Here is a 15678-nt window from a genome sequence, read left to right on the forward strand (position 1 = left end):
GACGCCGCCATAGACTGCCCGTCGTGGACACCCGAGCATCCGACGGCATCGACCTGCGCCACCACGGCGACGTCGACGCCGTGGACGGCCTGCTCGACTTCGCGGTGAACGTCCGCGGCGACGGCCCGCCGGACTGGCTCGCGGCCCGCCTCGCCGCGGCACTGCCGACCCTCGGCCGGTATCCGTCGGCGGCCGCGGAACTCGCCGCGCGGCAGCAGGTCGCGGACCGGCACGGGCGCCACCCCGACGAGGTGCTGCTGCTCTCGGGTGGTGCCGAGGGGTTCGCGATGCTGCCGCGCCTGCGATCACGACTGGCCGCCCTGATCCATCCGTCGTTCACCGAACCCGAGTGGGCCCTGCGTCAGGCCGCCGTGCCCGTGCACCGGGTGGTGCTGCCGCCGCCGTACCGGCTCGACCCCGCCGCGGTCCCCGCGGCCGCGGATCTGGTGGTGCTCGGCAACCCGACCAACCCGACGTCGGTGCTGCATCCCGCCGCGGACGTCCTCGCGATGCGCCGTGAGGGTCGAATCCTGGTGGTGGACGAGGCCTTCGGTGACGCGGTGCCGGGGGAGCCGGAGTCGCTGGCCGGCCGGTCGCTGCCCGACGTGCTGGTGCTGCGGTCCCTGACGAAGACGTTCGCGCTCGCCGGGCTGCGCTGCGGGTACGTCCTCGGCCCCCCGGACCTGCTGGCGCGCCTGCAGGTCGGTCGGGCGCACTGGCCGCTGGGCAGCCTCCAGCTCGAGGCGATCCGGGCGTGCAGCGAACCGGCCGCCGTCGCGTGGGCCGAGCGGGAGGCGGAGACCATCGCGTGCGAACGCGCCGCGATGGTCGAGCTGCTCGCCGCGGCCGGTGTGCCGGTGGTCGGCCCGGCCCGGGCGCCGTTCCTGCTGCTGCGCGTCCCCGACGCCGACCTCGTCCGAAAGAAGCTGCAGGAGAAGGGGATCGCGGTTCGTCGCTGCGACACCTTCCCCGGGCTGGACCCGAACCACGTCCGGGTCGCCGTCCGGGCCGCCGAACCGGCCCGGGTCCTGGTGACCGCCCTGAGAGAGGTGCTGGCATGAGTGTTGCCCTGTCCGAGGTGATCTCGGTCCTCGAGGAGGCGTACCCGCCGGCGCTGGCCGCCGGCTGGGATTCCGTCGGCCTGGTGTGCGGCGACCCCGCCGACCCGGCCGACCGGGTGATGGTCGCCGTCGACGCGACCGCCGCCGTCGTCGACGACGCCCTCGCGTGGGGAGCGCAGCTGCTGCTCGTCCACCACCCGCTGCTGCTGCGCGGCGTCGACACCGTCGGCGCCCACACCCCGAAGGGGGCGCTGCTGCACCGGCTCATCCGCGGCGGCTGCGCCCTCTACACCGCGCACACCAACGCCGACTCCGCCGAGCCGGGTGTGTCCGACGCGCTCGCGCACGCGCTCGGGCTGACCGTGACCGGGCCGCTCGACCCGGCACCGGCCGAGCCCCTGGACAAGTGGGTGGTGACGGTCCCCGAGACCGGCACCGCGGCCGTCCGCGACGCCCTGTTCGCCGCCGGGGCCGGCGAGGTCGGGGCCTACAGCTGTTGCAGCTGGACCGTGTCCGGCACCGGCCAGTTCCTGCCCGGTGCGGGCGCCGACCCGGCGGTCGGGGCGGTGGGACGGATCGAGCAGGTCCGCGAGGACCGCGTCGAGGTCGTCGCCCGCCGGTCGCTGCGGTCGCGGGTGCTGGCCGCGTTGCGCGCCGCCCACCCGTACGAGGAGCCCGCGTTCGACGTCCTCGAGCTCGCCGACACCGGATCCGCCCTCGGCATCGGCCGGGTCGGAACGCTGGACCCGCCGCAGACCCTGCGCGCGTTCACCGAGCGGGTGCGCCGAGCGCTGCCGGAGACCGCGTGGGGTGTCCGGGCCGCAGGCGATCCCGACACGGTGGTGCGGACCGTCGCGGTGTGCGGCGGGTCCGGTGACTCCCTGCTCGGGGCCGCGCGGGCCCGCGGCGTCGATGCCTACGTCACCGCCGACCTGCGGCATCACCCCGCCGACGAGCACCTGCGCGGCGGCGGGCCGGTGCTCGTCGACGTCGCGCACTGGGCCAGCGAGCAGCCGTGGTGCGCGCAGGCCCTCGGCGTGCTCGAGGCCCGGTTCGGGCACGTCGACGGCTGGGCCGGGGCCGTCTCCACCGTCCGCACCGACCCCTGGACGCTGGGCGGCTGACACGCCGCCGGGCGGGGCGGCCGAACCCGTTCGGGGTGGGTGGTTGCGGGCGGTACGGTATGCGGTACCCACACCCTCGAGAACCACCAGCAGGAGCCGCACGCGTGAACGTCGAACCCCGGATCCAGGCCAAGCTGCTCGACCTCGCCGCGGTCGACACCGAGCTGACCCGGATCGCGCACCGCCGGCGCTCCCTTCCCGAGCAGGAGGAGGTGCAGCGCCTCGAATCCGACCGGGTGGGACGCAAGGACGCCGCGGTGGCGGTCCAGATCGTCCTCGACGACCTCGACCGCGACATCGCCAAGCTCGAGGCGGAAATCGACGCGGTCCGCAAGCGCGAGGACCGGGACCGGCAGCTGCTCCAGAGCGGCAGTGTCGGCGCCAAGCAGCTCACCGAGCTCGAGCACGAACTGACCAGCCTCACCCGTCGTCAGGGGGTGCTCGAGGAGGACCTGCTCGAGGTGATGGAGCGGCGCGAGGCCACCCAGGGCGACTACGAGCGGGCCGGCGCCGAGGTCGACCAGATCGACGACGTGCTCGTCGACGCGACCCGCAGGCGCGACGACGCGCTCGCCGACCTCGACACCGCGCAGCAGCGCTGCGAAACGGACCGGGCCGCGCTGGTCGAGCAGTTCCCCGCCGACCTCCTCGCCGTCTACGACCGGCAGCGTGCCGGCGGGGGCGTCGGCGCGGCGCTGCTGCAGGCCCGCCGCTGCGGCGCCTGCCGGATCGAGATCGACCGCGGCGAGATCGCGCGGATCCAGGCCACCGCACCCGATGTCGTGGTCCGGTGCCCCGAATGCAGCGCAATCATGGTGCGCACCAAGGAATCCGGTCTGTGACCGAACCGGCGGGTCGCTCCGCGGGTTCCCCTCGTGTCGTCGTCGAGGCGGACGGGGGATCGCGCGGCAATCCCGGCCCGGCCGGCTACGGCGCCGTCGTCTTCGACGCCGACCGTGACCGGGTGCTCGCCGAGCGGAGCGAGGACATCGGCATCGCGACGAACAACGTCGCCGAATACAACGGGCTGATCGCCGGGCTGACCGCCGCCGCCGACGTCGGGGCCCGCGTCGTCGACGTCCGCATGGACTCCAAGCTCGTCGTCGAGCAGATGTCGGGGCGCTGGAAGGTCAAGCACCCGGACATGATTCCGCTCGCCCGCCGCGCCAGGGAGCTGGCCGAGGGCTTCGACGACGTCAGCTACACCTGGATCCCGCGCGCCCAGAACGCGCACGCCGACCGGCTCGCCAACGAGGCGATGGACGGCGCCGCCGGTGAACCCGCCGACATTCCCGAGGTGGCGCCCGTGCCGGCGGCCGCCGCGGTGGTGGCCGAGAAGACCCCCGACGCGCCCGGCTGGACCGGCGCGATCGGCAAGCCGACCCGGCTGCTGCTGCTGCGGCACGGACAGACCGCGCTGTCGGTCGAGCGTCGCTACTCCGGTCGCGGCAACCCGGATCTGACCGACGTCGGGCGGGCGCAGGCGGCCGCGGCCGCCGCCCGGCTCGGCGCCCGCGGCGGCATCGCGGCCGTGGTGTCGTCACCGCTGGGCCGGGCCCGGCAGACCGCGCAGGCCGCCGCCGACGCACTGGGGCTCGAGGTCGTCGTGCACGAGGGCCTCACCGAGACCGACTTCGGCGCCTGGGAGGGGATGACGTTCCGGGAGGCCGGGGAGCGCGACCCCGACCTGCACCGTCGCTGGCTCGGCGACACCTCCGTGCCGCCGCCCGGTGGCGAGAGCTTCGACGAGGTCCGTCGTCGCGTCGAATCGGTCCGCGCCGACCTCACCCGCGACTTCCCGGGCCGGAACGTGCTGGTGGTCTCGCACGTCACCCCGATCAAGACACTGCTGCAGCTGGCGCTCGAGGTCGGGCCGTCGATCCTGTACCGGCTGCACCTGGACCTCGCGTCGCTGTCGATCGCCGAGTTCTACCCGGACGGCGGCGCCTCGGTCCGCCTGGTCAACGACACCTCGCACCTGTGATTCGGCGCCGCGGCCGGTGAGTGGTTCCGCCCCGCCCGGGGTGAAACCACGCACAGGTGCGGAGGAAATTCCTTAGCTGAGTTAAGATGCTCGGCGTGACCCTGCTGCTGACCTGCCGACGCTACGTCGACAACTGTCTGCAGTCGAGCGCCGTCTGTCTCCGCTGACCTCTCCCCGGTCGACGCACGTCCCGGGACGGCCGCCCGCCGCGGCCGCGGATTCCACTCCGAACGTCAGCCTCCCTCGCGCACCCACGCCGCACGGCGTGGCCCCTCGTGCGCGCCCCCAGAAAGGTCCGTCGAATGTCGGCCCCCTCCCGCGCCCGTACCGGGCGCCGCCTGCCCGCCTGGGCAACCTCCTTCGGCACCCAGATCGTCATCGGCCTCGTCGCCGGCGTCCTGATCGGCCTGATCGCCCGCTCGATGCCCAAGGCGGGCGACGGCAACCCGAACTGGCTGGTCGGCACGATCACCACGATCGGGTCCAGCTACGTCGGGCTGCTCACCGTCGCGGTCATCCCGCTCGTGTTCACCGCGATCGTCAGCTCGATCGCCAACCTCCGGCAGGTCGCGAACGCCGCGCGCCTGGCCGTCCAGACCCTGCTCTGGTTCGCGATCACGGCGCTGATCGCCGTCGTCATCGGCATCGTCGTCGGGCTGATCGTCCAGCCCGGCGCACACACCGGCGTCGCCGCTACCGCCGCCGCCGAACCGAAGTCGTCGGGCTCGTGGTGGGCGTTCCTCACCGGCCTGGTGCCGCAGAACTTCCTCGCGCTCGGCGCCAAGACCACGGTCACGAACGGCGTCGCCAGCACCTCGCTGAGCTTCAACGTGCTGCAGCTGCTCGTGATCGCGATCGCGATCGGTGTCGCCGCGCTGAAGGTGGGGGAGAAGGCGCAGCCGTTCCTGACCTTCAACGCCGCGCTGCTGGCGATCGTGCAGAAGGTGCTGTGGTGGATCATCCGGCTCGCCCCGATCGGGACCGCCGCGCTGATCGCGAAGGCCGTCGCCACCTACGGCTGGGACGCGCTCGGCCAGCTGGGCTGGTTCACCGCCGCCATCTACCTGGGGCTGGCCCTGGTGTTCTTCGTCGTGTACCCGATCATCATTCGCGTGCACGGGCTCTCGGTGCGCCGCTTCTTCTCCGGCGTGTGGCCGGCCACCCAGCTCGGCTTCGTCTCCCGCTCGTCGATCGGCACCCTCCCGCTGACCGAGCGGGTCACCGAACGCAACCTCGGCGTGCCGCGGGAGTACGCGTCGTTCGCGGTGCCGCTCGGTGCGACCACCAAGATGGACGGCTGCGCCGCGATCTACCCGGCGATCGCCGCGATCTTCGTCGCCGAGTTCTACGGACTGGACCTGAGCCTGACCGACTACCTGCTGATCGTCGTGGTCGCCGTGATCGGCTCCGCCGCCACCGCGGGCACCACCGGCGCGACGGTGATGCTCACGCTGACCCTCTCCACGCTCGGCCTGCCGCTCGCCGGTGTCGGTCTGCTGCTCGCGGTCGAGCCGATCGTCGACATGGGCCGGACCGCGGTCAACGTCACCGGTCAGGCGCTGGTCCCGACCATCGTCGCCAAGCGGGAGGGCATCCTCGACGAGACGCTGTACGACGCGGATCGCAACGGGGACCCGTTCGCCGACGAACCGGCCGACGAACCGGAGACCCGGGAGGCCGGGACCGGCGACGCGACGGACACCGAGCGGGTCGCCGTCACCGTCTGACGCCCCTCACCGGGTCACCAGCCACAGCGCGGCGGTGCCGCCGACCAGTGTCGGCGGCACCGTCGCCAGGCCGAGCGCCGTGAACGTGCCCAGCCGCGGGGGAGTGTCCGCGCGGGCCGCGACCCGCCGCCAGAGCATCGTCGCCAGCGAGCCGGTGTAGGTGAGGTTCGGCCCGACGTTCACGCCGATCAGCACCGCGAGCACGAGCGGTGCGGGAGCAGCCGGGCCGAGCGCGGCGAGCAGGAGCAGCGTCGCCGGCAGGTTGTTGACCAGGTTCGCGGCGATGGCGGCGAGGGCGGCGGTGCCCAACAGCGCCGGAAAGCTCGTGGCGGACGGCAGGAGGTCCCCGAGCCGGTCCGCGACCGCGCCGCCGGTCAGCGGCGAGACGACGACACCCAGCGCGAGCACGAACACCACGAAGTAGGGGTCGGCGGCGACCAGGAGGTTGCGAGGCCGGGTCCGGCCGTCGCGCAGGGCCGGGACCGCCAGGGCGAGCGCGCCGGCGACCGCCGCCCAGACCGGTTCCACCCCGACGACTCCGGATCCGGCGAAACCGAGCAGCGTCGCCGCCAGCACGCCGAGGGCCCACCGCGGGGCCGGGACGGACCGCGGGACCCGCGACCCGGCGACCGGTACCGGCGGCGCGGCCAGGTCGCGCGCGAACCACAGTCGCAGTACGGCGAACTCGACCGCCACCACGACCAGCCACGGCAGCGCCATGATCGCGGTGAAGTGGGCGAACCCGAGCCCGGTCGCCGTGAACGCGAGCAGATTGGTCAGGTTCGACACCGGCATCAGCAGGGACGCCGAGTTCGCCAGGTGCGCGGCGGCGTAGCCCGACGGGCGGGTCGAGGTGCCGAGGGCGGTCGCGGTGGCCAGCACCGCCGGGGTCAGCAGCACCACCGTCGCGTCGAGGCTCAGTGCGGCGGTCGTCACGGTGCAGGCGACGAAGCTCAGTGCGAAGAGGCGGCGCGGACGTCCCGCGGAGCCCGACCGCAGGAGGCCGGCGATCCAGCGGAACACCCCGTGCGCATCGGCGAGATGCGCGAGCACGAGGATCGCGGCCAGGAACAGGACCGTCGGTCCGAGGTCGTGCAGGACGTCGACGACCTCGTCGGGGGAGACCGCACCGACCGCGACCAGCAGTGCCGCCGCGGGCGCCGCGACCACCACCTCGGGCAGGCCGTGCGGCCGGACGATCGCCGCCGCGAGCACCAGTCCGACCAGCGCGGCCGCAAGGACGATCACGGGCCGAGTATGTCAGCCCCCGTCACACCAGTTTCCGCAAGGTCCGCAGGTTGCGGTTCGTCGTGGTGGACCGGTACTTCGCCTTTCCGGACAGCTTGCCGAACGGACTCGTCAGCGTCTCACCACGTTCGACGTGCCAGTACAGGACGCCGTCGCCGAGTCGGATCTCCTCGGCGCCGAGTGCGAGACCGATGGCCGCGCCGTACATCTCGTCGAGCACCCGAGGGTCGGAGGAGAGCAGCACGTACGGGTGCCAGCCGTCGCGGTCGGCCTCGAACGGGAAGTCGTCGACGATCCGAGCCAGCGTCGGCTGGTCGACGAGCACGATCCACGCCTCGTACCCGAACCGCTCCCGCAGCGCCGCCTCGATGTCCGACTTGACGGCCGCGGTGTCGGTGCGGTCGGAGTCGAACAGGACGTTGCCCGACGCGAGAACCGTCTTCACGTTCGCGAACCCCGCGCCCGCGATCGTCTCCTTCAGGTCGGCCATCTTGATGGTGATTCCGTTGACGTTCACGCCCCGCAACAGGGCCACGTACCGTGCCATTTCGCCGACTCTAGTGTCCGCCGAGTAGTCTGTACCCCGCGGACGAGTTGGTCGGGCGGCCGCGGCGTGGGGAACCGCGCGCCCCGCGCGCGCAGGCCCGGTGCCGAGGAAAGTCCGGACTCCACAGAGCAGGGCGGTTGCTAACGGCAACCCGGGGTGACCCGCGGGACAGTGCCACAGAAAACAGACCGCCGGCGCGCGAGCGTCGGTGAGGGTGAAACGGTGCGGTAAGAGCGCACCAGCATCCCGGGTGACCGGGATGGCTAGGTAAACCCCGCCCGGAGCAAGGTCGAAGGCCGCACTCGTACGAGTGCGGCTGCGCAGGTGTTCGAGGGCTGCTCGCCCGAGCCTGCGGGTGGACCGCTCGAGGTACCCGGCGACGGTGTGCCCAGATGGATGGTCGCCGCCCGGCGCTTCGCGCCGGGGACAGGATCCGGCTTACAGACCAACTCGTCCGCCCCGAACTCACTGCCCTCGAGGCGACGCGGCTCCTGACACGAGACGGCCCCCGACACGACAATGCCCCCGGTCCGGACGGATCGGGGGCATGTCAGTCGACGCCGGGTCAGACCGGGTTCACGACCAGGAGGGTCGCCCACTGCTTCGCCTTCTCGTCACCGAGGTGGGGAAGCAGTGCGTCGTAGAGAAGGTAGGACATGGGCTCCATGCGGGGTGGTTCTCCGTTCACAGGTCGTCGCGGCGCAGCGATCCAGGACAGATCAAAAGGCCACGGTGCGCCGAAGGGGGAAATCGACGAACCGCGGCCCGCTGCGGCGTAAGAATCTCATGCTTGTCACTTCTGCTCAAGCGGTGTCCCGGAATTGGTTTCACCCGTGACCGGAATTCACACGTTCGACACCCGACGGCGGGCCGCGCGATGGCGCACACTGAAGCCATGAGCGACGACGAACAGTGGTACTACTGCGTGGCGGACGGCTCGGTGCGGCAGGGCAAGGAGTCGCGGGGACTGGACCGGATGGGGCCGTACCCGGACCGGGCGACCGCGCAGCGGGCACTCGAGATCGCGGCCGAACGCAACCGCGCCGCCGACCAGGCGGACCGCGACTGGAACGACTGACGGGTGCCCGGCCGCGTGTCCTAGGCTCGGGTCGTGGACACCCGAATCTCGGCCCGTGGCATCGATTTCGAAGCGGTCCGGGCGGCGTTCTCGCTGTCCGGTGAGTTCCCGCCGGCCGCGCTGGCCGAGGCGGACGCCGCCCTCGACCGATTCGCCGCCGAGCGGGCCGACCGTACCGACCTGCCGCTCGTGACGATCGATCCGCCGACGTCGATGGACCTCGACCAGGCGGTGCACCTGGAGCGGACCGCGACCGGTTTCGTCGTGCACTACGCGATCGCGGACGTCGCGGCGGTCGTGCAGCCGGGCGGTCGCCTCGACGCCGAGACCCGCCGCCGGGGCCAGACCTACTACCTGCCGGACGGGTCGCTGCCGCTGCACCCGCGCGTGCTGTCCGAGGACGCGGCGAGTCTGCTGCCGGGCCGGGTGCGTCCCGCCGCGCTGTGGCGGATCGAGCTCGACGACCGCGCCGAACCGATGACGTTCGGGGTGACCCGGGCGCTGGTGCGCTCGGTGGCGCGTTTCGATTACGGGGGAGTGCAGGCGGATTCGGACGCGGGGAGGCTGCATCCGTCGATCGCCGCCCTGCCCGAGTTCGGTCGGCTGCGGCTGGCCTCCGCGCTGGACCGCGGCGCGATCGAGCTGAAGCTGCCCGAGCAGGAGGTCGTCGCGGACGGCGCCGGGTGGCGGCTCGCGATCGCGCCCCGGACCGAGGTCGACGACTGGAACGCCGAGGTGTCGTTGCTGACCGGGATGTGCGCGGCGCGTCTGATGCTCGGCGCCGGGATCGGGCTGCTGCGTACCCTCCCGCCCGCATCGGGCGAGGCGGTGCAGGCGCTGCGCCGCACCGCGCGGGCGTTGGACGTGCGCTGGCCCGAGGAGACGCCGGTCGGTGCGCTGCTCGCCGGCCTCGAACCGAACACCCCGGACACCCTGGTGATGATGAGCGAGGCGACCACCCTGCTCCGCGGTGCCGACTACGCCGCGTTCGACGGGACGGCACCGGCGTTGACGGTGCACGCCGGGATCGGGGCGCCGTACGCCCACGTGACCGCGCCGCTGCGTCGGCTCTCGGATCGGTTCAGCACCGAGGTCTGCCTCGCGGTGACCGCGGGAAGCGAAGTGCCGCAGTGGGTTCGCGACGTCCTGCCGATGCTGCCGGAGCTGATGCGCGGCTCCGACTCGCTGGCCGCGAAGGTCGACCGGGCGTGCGTGGACCTCACCGAGGCGAGCGTGCTCGCCGAACGCGTGGGCGAGCGGTTCGACGCGATCGTGCTCCGCGGAGCCAACGGCAAGCGGGACGCCGAGGTGTTCGTGGCGGATCCGGCGGTGATCGCGAAGTGTTCCGGCAATCCGCCCGAGGGGAACCGGTTGTCGGTGCGCCTCGCCGAGGCCGACGTCGACGCCCGGTCGGTGCGGTTCGCCTACGACTCGTGAGTCACAGCTCGCGGGCGCGGACGGTGCGGAGGGCGCCGCGGGCCGCGCCGGTCGCGCGCTCCTGCACCGATTCCTCGACGGCGGCGATCACCCCGTAGGTGAAGGTGTCCTCGCCCGCGGCCCGGGCCCGGTCGGCGGCGACGAGCACCTGTCCGCGTGCCACCACCGCGTCCTGGTACTCGCCGAGCACCGTTTGCAGGTCCTCGGCCGCCCGCGCGACCTTCGACGCTCGCGGGCGGGAGGGGGCCAGCGCCTCGCCGGCGTAGCGCAGTGCCTTCGCGCGCTTGCGGAGCGTGTGCAATGCCTCCGGCGGGCCCGGCTCACCGCCTCCGCCGCGCAGCCCCGCGGCCCGCGCGGCGCGCAGTACCCGGCGGTGAGCGCGCCGGGTGCTGCGGGCGACCTTCCGGTCCTTCACGGGTCGCGAGCACAGCGCGTTCAGGGCGGTCACCAGGTCGTGGAACCGCGGGTCCGCGAGGACCATGACCGCGTTCGTGTGGGCGGCCCGGTACTCCTCACGATGCGCGGTGACGAGGCGGTACCGCACCGGGCCGCGGACGAGGTCCGGAGGCTGCGCGTCGAGCTCCTCTGCGAACCGGGCCGCTAGGACCTCCTGGTCGCGTGCGCGGCCCAAAACGGTGCCGAGCCATCGCAGCTCGGACCGAACGGGGGCCGCCTCCGCCTTCGGGAAGATCGACGTGTAGGTGCCGAGGACGCTGCGCAGCCGCCGGGCCGCGACCCGCATCTGGTGCACGGCGTCGGGCTCGTCCGCCCGGACCGCATCGGTCAGCCCCGTCAATCGGTCCCGATATCCGCGGACCGACCGCAGCACCGCCTCGGTGTCCGCCTCGCGGCGTCGCCTGCCCATGTCTCAGGTCTACCCCACGCGGTCGGTGGGCGCATCGTGGGCGGGTGGCGGCCGGAACCGGTCGGTCGCCTCGATCAGGTGATGGGTGATGCCCGGCTCGACGGCCGCGTGCCCGGCGTCGTCGACGAGGTGCAGTTGCGCCGACGGCCACGCCCGGTGCAGCGCCCACGCCGTCGTCGGCGGGCACACCACGTCGTACCGGCCCTGCACGATCACCGCCGGGATGTGCGCGATCGCGTCGATGCCGTCGAGCAGCTGGTTCTCCGCGAGGAACCCGGCGTTGACGAAGTAGTGGTTCTCGATCCGGGCGAACGCCAACGCGAAGCGCTCCTCCGAGTTGCGTTGCACGTGTTCGGATTTCGGCAGAAGTTCACTGGTGGCGCCCTCCCATGCGGACCAGGCGACCGCGGCGGCCGTCGCGACCGCCGGGTCCGGGTGGTGCAGCAGTCGGTGATAGGCCCGCACCAGGTCGCCGCCGCGTTCGGACTCGGGGACCGGGGCCAGGAAGTCCTCCCACCGGTCGGGGTAGATCGCGCTCGCGCCGCCGTTGTAGTACCAGTCGATCTCGCTGCGACGCAGCAGGAAGATCCCGCGCAGCACCAGCTCGGTGACCCGCTCCGGGTGCGCCTGCGCATACGCCAGTGCCAGTGTCGAGCCCCAGGACCCGCCGAACACCTGCCAGCGCTCGACGCCCAGATGCGCGCGCAGTGCCTCGATGTCGGCGACCAGGTGCGCGGTGGTGTTGACCGACAGGTCCGCACCGTCGGCGACATGTGGAGTGGAGCGGCCGCACCCGCGCTGGTCGAACAGCACGATCCGGTAGGCCGCCGGGTCGAAGAACCGCCGGTGGTCCGGCGTCGTACCGCCGCCGGGGCCGCCGTGCAGGAACACCGCCGGCTTGCCGTCCGGGTTTCCGCTCTCCTCCCAGGCGATGTGCTGGCCGTCCCCGACGTCGAGCGTGCCGGTCCGGTACGGCTCGATCGGCGGATACGGCTGCCGCAGCTCCATCAGAACCCGATGAGACCGGATGCGAGATCGGGGATCTCGAGCGCGTACATCGCGCCCTCGCGCACGTCCGGGCACTGCGCGGACGTGATCACGTCGATCCGGGCCTTGTGCGAGACCAGGTCGATCATGTTGATGCCGTTCTGCGCGGCCCAGGTGCCGACGACCGTGTTCAGGCCGCCCTTGCCGATGGTCGGGGTGTAGGTGCGCCAGTTCTGCAGCTGGGCGGCCATGTCCGAGCACAGCTTCTCGGCCTGCGCGGCCGTGACGCCGCCCGTGTCGCCGGGGATCGGGGTCGCCGGGGCGGCGGTACCGGGTGCGGGCGCCACCGCGGAGGTCCCTGCCGGAGCCGGGGCGGGCTGGTTCGAGCACCCCACGGTCACGGCGAGCACGGCGGCGGACCCGGCCGCGGCGAGAACGAAACGGCGGAAGGACATGTGATGACCCCAGTCTGTCGGCGGAGGACGTGCGCCCGTGTCGAGCTGTCAACGGATGCGGACAGCGTACGGTTCCCCGGCCGACGGCCGTGCCCGAGTGGGGGTCGGCCGGGGAGGCGTCGGCTGCCTGCGGTCAGAAGCTGTGTTCGGCCGCCGGGAACGTGCCGGCCCGCACCTCGTCGGCGTAGGCGGCGGCCGCGCCCCGCAGCTCGTCGCCGACCGCGGCGAACCGCTTGACGAACTTCGCGGTCCGGCCGCTGGTGTAGCCGGCCATGTCCTGCCAGACGAGGACCTGGGCGTCGCATTCGACGCCGGCGCCGATGCCGACGGTCGGGATCGTCAGCTTGCGGGTGACCTGACCGGCCAGCTCCGCGGGCACCATCTCCATCACGACCGAGAACGCGCCCGCCTCCTGGACCGCGATCGCGTCGGCGACGAGCTGCTCGGCACCGTCGCCGCGGCCCTGGACGCGGAATCCGCCGAGACCGTTCACGGACTGCGGGGTGAACCCGATGTGTGCCATGACCGGGATGCCGGCGGCGGTGATCGCGGCGATCTGCGGGGCGACCCGTTCGCCGCCCTCGAGTTTCACCGCGTGCGCGAGGCCCTCCTTCATGAACCGGGTGGCGGTCGCGAGGGCCTGCTCCGCGGACGCCTCGTAGCTGCCGAACGGCAGGTCGGCGACGACCAGCGCGTGCGGCGCACCGCGGACCACGCCGCGGACCAGCGGGATGAGCTCGTCGATCGTGATCGGCACGGTGGTGTCGTAGCCGTAGACGACGTTCGCGGCGGAGTCGCCGACCAGCAGGACGGGGATCCCGGCGTCGTCGAAGAGGCGGGCGGTCGAGTAGTCGTAGGCGGTGAGCATCGCCCAGCGCTCGCCCTCGGCCTTCATCGCCTGCAGGTGGTGGGTGCGGATCTTGGTGCGCTTCGCGGGTGCCGCCGGGGCGCCGCCGTATACGGGGGCGTTCTCGGATGCCGAGCTGGTGGACGGCGCAGAGCTGTTGGACATCAGGGTCCCTTTCGTGCCTCGAGGCCCAGTGCGGGTCCCCGGGTTGTGGGTGATGACACGCACAGTCTGCCACCGCGCGACGAGGACGCCGCCGTGCGATTGGTCACACCGCAAGCCGGGGCCCGGGTGCACGACGCGGCGCCGTCCGCCGCGCTCCGGCGGGGTGGGGATCAGTGGTTGTGGGTCGCCTGCTGATAGCACGCGACGTCGTATTGGGACTTCTCGCTGTAGTGCTGGCCGCCCGTTCCGCCGTTCGGGCTGTTGATGCCGGGTTCGTCGAACGGCGACCCCGGGCTGCCGGACGCGTGGCCGGGCGTGTGTGGCTCCAGGGCCTGGCAGGACTGGCTCGGCGGTCCGGTGCCGGACGGGTTGCGGGTCGCGCTCGCGGGGCCGGCGATGCCGAGTGCCGCGATCGCGATGCAGACGGAGGCGAGGACGCGACGCATGGTTCGCTCCTGATGTCGGGGGGGCCGGATCCGGCCCCCGTTGGAATGGGACGCTGTGAACACGCAGTGGCCGAGCCGATGGTTCGGCCCTCGGCGTGTCGGGGTGCTCGGCGACCGGCGGGCCGTCAGGCGACCCGTGGCACCATCGGTTCATGCCCGTCACCCGACGTCTTCTCGCCCTGGCCACGGGTGTGCTCACCGCGGCCCTGATCGCCGGCTGCGGTGGGGCCGTCGACGGCGCACCCACCACGAGCCCGGCGTCGCCCGCCGGCGCGGGTGCCGTCCCGGCCGGGCTCGAACGGTTCTACACCCAGCCCGTGCAGTGGGGGCCCTGCGCGGACTTCGCGACCGCCGGGCCGCTGCCGAGCAGGCTCGAATGCGCCCGGATCACCGTCCCGGTGAACTACGACGACCCGACCGGCGACACCGCGCAGATCGCGATCTCGCGCAGCGCCGCGACCGGTGACCGGATCGGGTCGCTGCTCGTCAACCCCGGCGGCCCGGGTGCGTCGGGCCTCTCGCTCGCGACCACCGGAGACGGCACCGCGCTCGCCGAACGGTTCGACGTGATCGGATTCGACCCGCGCGGGGTCGGGGCGTCCACCCCGCGGATCCGGTGCCTGACCGACGCCGAGTTCGACGCGGACCGGGCCGACCCGAAGGTCGACATGAGCCCGGCCGGGATCGCCCACGCCGAGCAGGTCGACAAGGAGTACGCGGCCAGGTGCGCGGAACGGACCGGCGCCGAGTTCCTCGCCCACGTCGGCACCCGCGAGGTGGTCCGCGACATGGACGTCATCCGGTCCGCGCTGGGCGACGAGAAGCTCACGTTCCTGGGCTTCTCGTACGGCACCCGGCTCGGCTCGACCTACGCCGAGACGTTCCCCGGCAACGTGCGGGCGATGGTGCTCGACGGCGCCGTGGACCCGGCCCAGGATCCGGTGCAGGCGACGGTGCTGCAGGCGGCCGGATTCCAGCAGGCCTTCGACGACTTCGCCGCCGACTGCGCGACGAAGGCGTCGTGTCCGCTCGGATCCGATCCCTCGCGGGCGGTGGCGCGGTTCCGCGCCCTCGTCGATCCGCTCGTCGACCACCCGGCGGAGACGACGGATCCCCGCGGCCTGAGCTACCCGGACGCGGTCACCGGGGTGCAGCAGGCCCTGTACTCGCCGCAGCTGTGGGGCGCGCTGCGCAGCGGGCTCACCGCGCTGGCGGACGGCCGGGGTGACTCGCTGCTGATGCTCGCGGACCAGTACCAGGGTCGGGGCGAGGACGGCCGGTACGACAACGTGAACGACGCGTTCAACGCGGTGCGGTGCGTCGACGACCCGCCGGTGACCGACCGGGCCGTCGCGGGGGCGGGGGACCTCGCCTACCGGAAGGCGGCGCCGTTCCTCGACGACGGTCGCGGCACCGGTGCGGCACCGCTGGACGCGTGCGCGTTCTGGCCGGTGCCGCCGACCGACGGCCCGCACCGGCTCGACGTCGGCGGCCTGCCCGCGGTCGTGGTGATCTCGACGACGCAGGATCCGGCGACGCCGTATCAGGCGGGGGTCGACCTGGCCAAGCAGCTCGGCGCGGCGCTGATCACCTACCGCGGCACCCAGCACACCGTCGCCCTGAACGGGGTGGCGTGCGTGGACGACCCGGTGGTGGCGTACCTGACCGATCTGGCGGCACCGCTGCCCGACCTCACGTGTTCGTAAC

Annotated in this window: 15 protein-coding genes and 1 other RNA gene; 9 read left to right on the forward strand and 7 right to left on the reverse strand. The window is 73.0% G+C overall.

Annotated elements, in window-relative coordinates; genetic code table 11:
* The first annotated feature begins 23 nt into the window (after positions 1 to 23).
* The 5 genes from cobC (at position 24) to ABD951_RS12160 (ending at position 5896) form a co-directional block, all read left to right on the forward strand.
* Complete coding sequence (cobC, locus tag ABD951_RS12140; protein ID WP_345345052.1) at positions 24 to 1061, forward strand: Rv2231c family histidinol phosphate aminotransferase CobC; 1038 nt, start codon at positions 24 to 26, stop codon at positions 1059 to 1061.
* Positions 1058 to 2185, forward strand: coding sequence for a Nif3-like dinuclear metal center hexameric protein (locus ABD951_RS12145; RefSeq protein ID WP_345345054.1), 1128 nt, complete (start codon positions 1058 to 1060; stop codon positions 2183 to 2185). Before cobC ends, ABD951_RS12145 begins: the two co-directional genes overlap by 4 nt.
* Positions 2186 to 2289: 104 nt before the next feature.
* Positions 2290 to 3027: a zinc ribbon domain-containing protein gene (locus ABD951_RS12150; RefSeq protein WP_345345056.1), complete on the forward strand. Its 738-nt coding sequence runs from the start codon at positions 2290 to 2292 to the stop codon at positions 3025 to 3027.
* Positions 3024 to 4169, forward strand: a complete 1146-nt coding sequence (locus ABD951_RS12155; protein WP_345345058.1) for a bifunctional RNase H/acid phosphatase — start codon at positions 3024 to 3026, stop codon at positions 4167 to 4169. The genes ABD951_RS12150 and ABD951_RS12155 overlap by 4 nt, the downstream gene beginning before the upstream one ends.
* A gap of 302 nt (positions 4170 to 4471) precedes the next feature.
* On the forward strand, positions 4472 to 5896 hold the full coding sequence (locus ABD951_RS12160; protein WP_345345060.1) for a dicarboxylate/amino acid:cation symporter: 1425 nt from the start codon (positions 4472 to 4474) through the stop codon (positions 5894 to 5896).
* A gap of 6 nt (positions 5897 to 5902) precedes the next feature.
* Here ABD951_RS12160 and ABD951_RS12165 read toward each other — a convergent pair whose 3' ends face one another.
* Together ABD951_RS12165 and ABD951_RS12170 are read right to left on the reverse strand one after the other, a co-directional pair.
* Positions 5903 to 7144 carry an SLC13 family permease gene (locus tag ABD951_RS12165; protein ID WP_345345062.1) on the reverse strand — a complete coding sequence of 414 codons (1242 nt, stop codon included), beginning with the start codon at positions 7142 to 7144 and terminating at the stop codon, positions 5903 to 5905.
* 22 nt (positions 7145 to 7166) lie between these two features.
* Positions 7167 to 7691 (reverse strand): DUF1697 domain-containing protein, encoded by a 525-nt coding sequence (locus ABD951_RS12170; RefSeq protein ID WP_345345064.1) that lies wholly within the window; start codon positions 7689 to 7691, stop codon positions 7167 to 7169.
* Between the two features lie 43 nt (positions 7692 to 7734).
* Here ABD951_RS12170 and rnpB point away from each other — a divergent pair.
* The 3 genes from rnpB to ABD951_RS12185 all read left to right on the forward strand — a co-directional run bounded on the left by rnpB (position 7735) and on the right by ABD951_RS12185 (position 10206).
* Positions 7735 to 8148, forward strand: an RNA gene (gene rnpB, locus ABD951_RS12175) — RNase P RNA component class A.
* A 438-nt stretch (positions 8149 to 8586) separates the two neighbouring features.
* Positions 8587 to 8769 (forward strand): hypothetical protein, encoded by a 183-nt coding sequence (locus ABD951_RS12180; protein WP_345345066.1) that lies wholly within the window; start codon positions 8587 to 8589, stop codon positions 8767 to 8769.
* 33 nt (positions 8770 to 8802) lie between these two features.
* Positions 8803 to 10206, forward strand: a complete 1404-nt coding sequence (locus tag ABD951_RS12185; protein ID WP_345345068.1) for an RNB domain-containing ribonuclease — start codon at positions 8803 to 8805, stop codon at positions 10204 to 10206.
* 1 nt (position 10207) lies between these two features.
* Here the strand turns inward: ABD951_RS12185 and ABD951_RS12190 are convergent, their stop codons facing one another.
* The 5 genes from ABD951_RS12190 to ABD951_RS12210 all read right to left on the reverse strand — a co-directional run bounded on the left by ABD951_RS12190 (position 10208) and on the right by ABD951_RS12210 (position 13971).
* Positions 10208 to 11071, reverse strand: coding sequence for a CHAD domain-containing protein (locus ABD951_RS12190; RefSeq protein ID WP_345345070.1), 864 nt, complete (start codon positions 11069 to 11071; stop codon positions 10208 to 10210).
* A 9-nt stretch (positions 11072 to 11080) separates the two neighbouring features.
* A complete protein-coding gene (pip, locus tag ABD951_RS12195; protein WP_425569832.1) occupies positions 11081 to 12079 on the reverse strand; it encodes a prolyl aminopeptidase in 999 nt (332 codons plus the stop codon).
* Complete coding sequence (locus ABD951_RS12200) at positions 12079 to 12513, reverse strand: hypothetical protein (RefSeq protein WP_345345072.1); 435 nt, start codon at positions 12511 to 12513, stop codon at positions 12079 to 12081. Before ABD951_RS12200 ends, pip begins: the two co-directional genes overlap by 1 nt.
* Positions 12514 to 12646: 133 nt before the next feature.
* The gene (panB, locus tag ABD951_RS12205) at positions 12647 to 13525 is read right to left on the reverse strand and encodes a 3-methyl-2-oxobutanoate hydroxymethyltransferase (RefSeq protein WP_345345074.1); all 879 of its coding nucleotides are present in this window, start codon (positions 13523 to 13525) and stop codon (positions 12647 to 12649) included.
* 170 nt (positions 13526 to 13695) lie between these two features.
* Positions 13696 to 13971: a hypothetical protein gene (locus ABD951_RS12210; protein ID WP_345345076.1), complete on the reverse strand. Its 276-nt coding sequence runs from the start codon at positions 13969 to 13971 to the stop codon at positions 13696 to 13698.
* A 152-nt stretch (positions 13972 to 14123) separates the two neighbouring features.
* Here ABD951_RS12210 and ABD951_RS12215 point away from each other — a divergent pair, with 152 nt between their 5' ends.
* Positions 14124 to 15677, forward strand: coding sequence for an alpha/beta hydrolase (locus ABD951_RS12215; RefSeq protein ID WP_345345078.1), 1554 nt, complete (start codon positions 14124 to 14126; stop codon positions 15675 to 15677).
* The last annotated feature ends 1 nt before the right edge of the window (position 15678 follow it).

It is taken from the genome of Rhodococcus olei, assembly GCF_039540555.1.
GTDB classification, from domain to species: Bacteria; Actinomycetota; Actinomycetes; order Mycobacteriales; family Mycobacteriaceae; genus Rhodococcus_G; species Rhodococcus_G olei.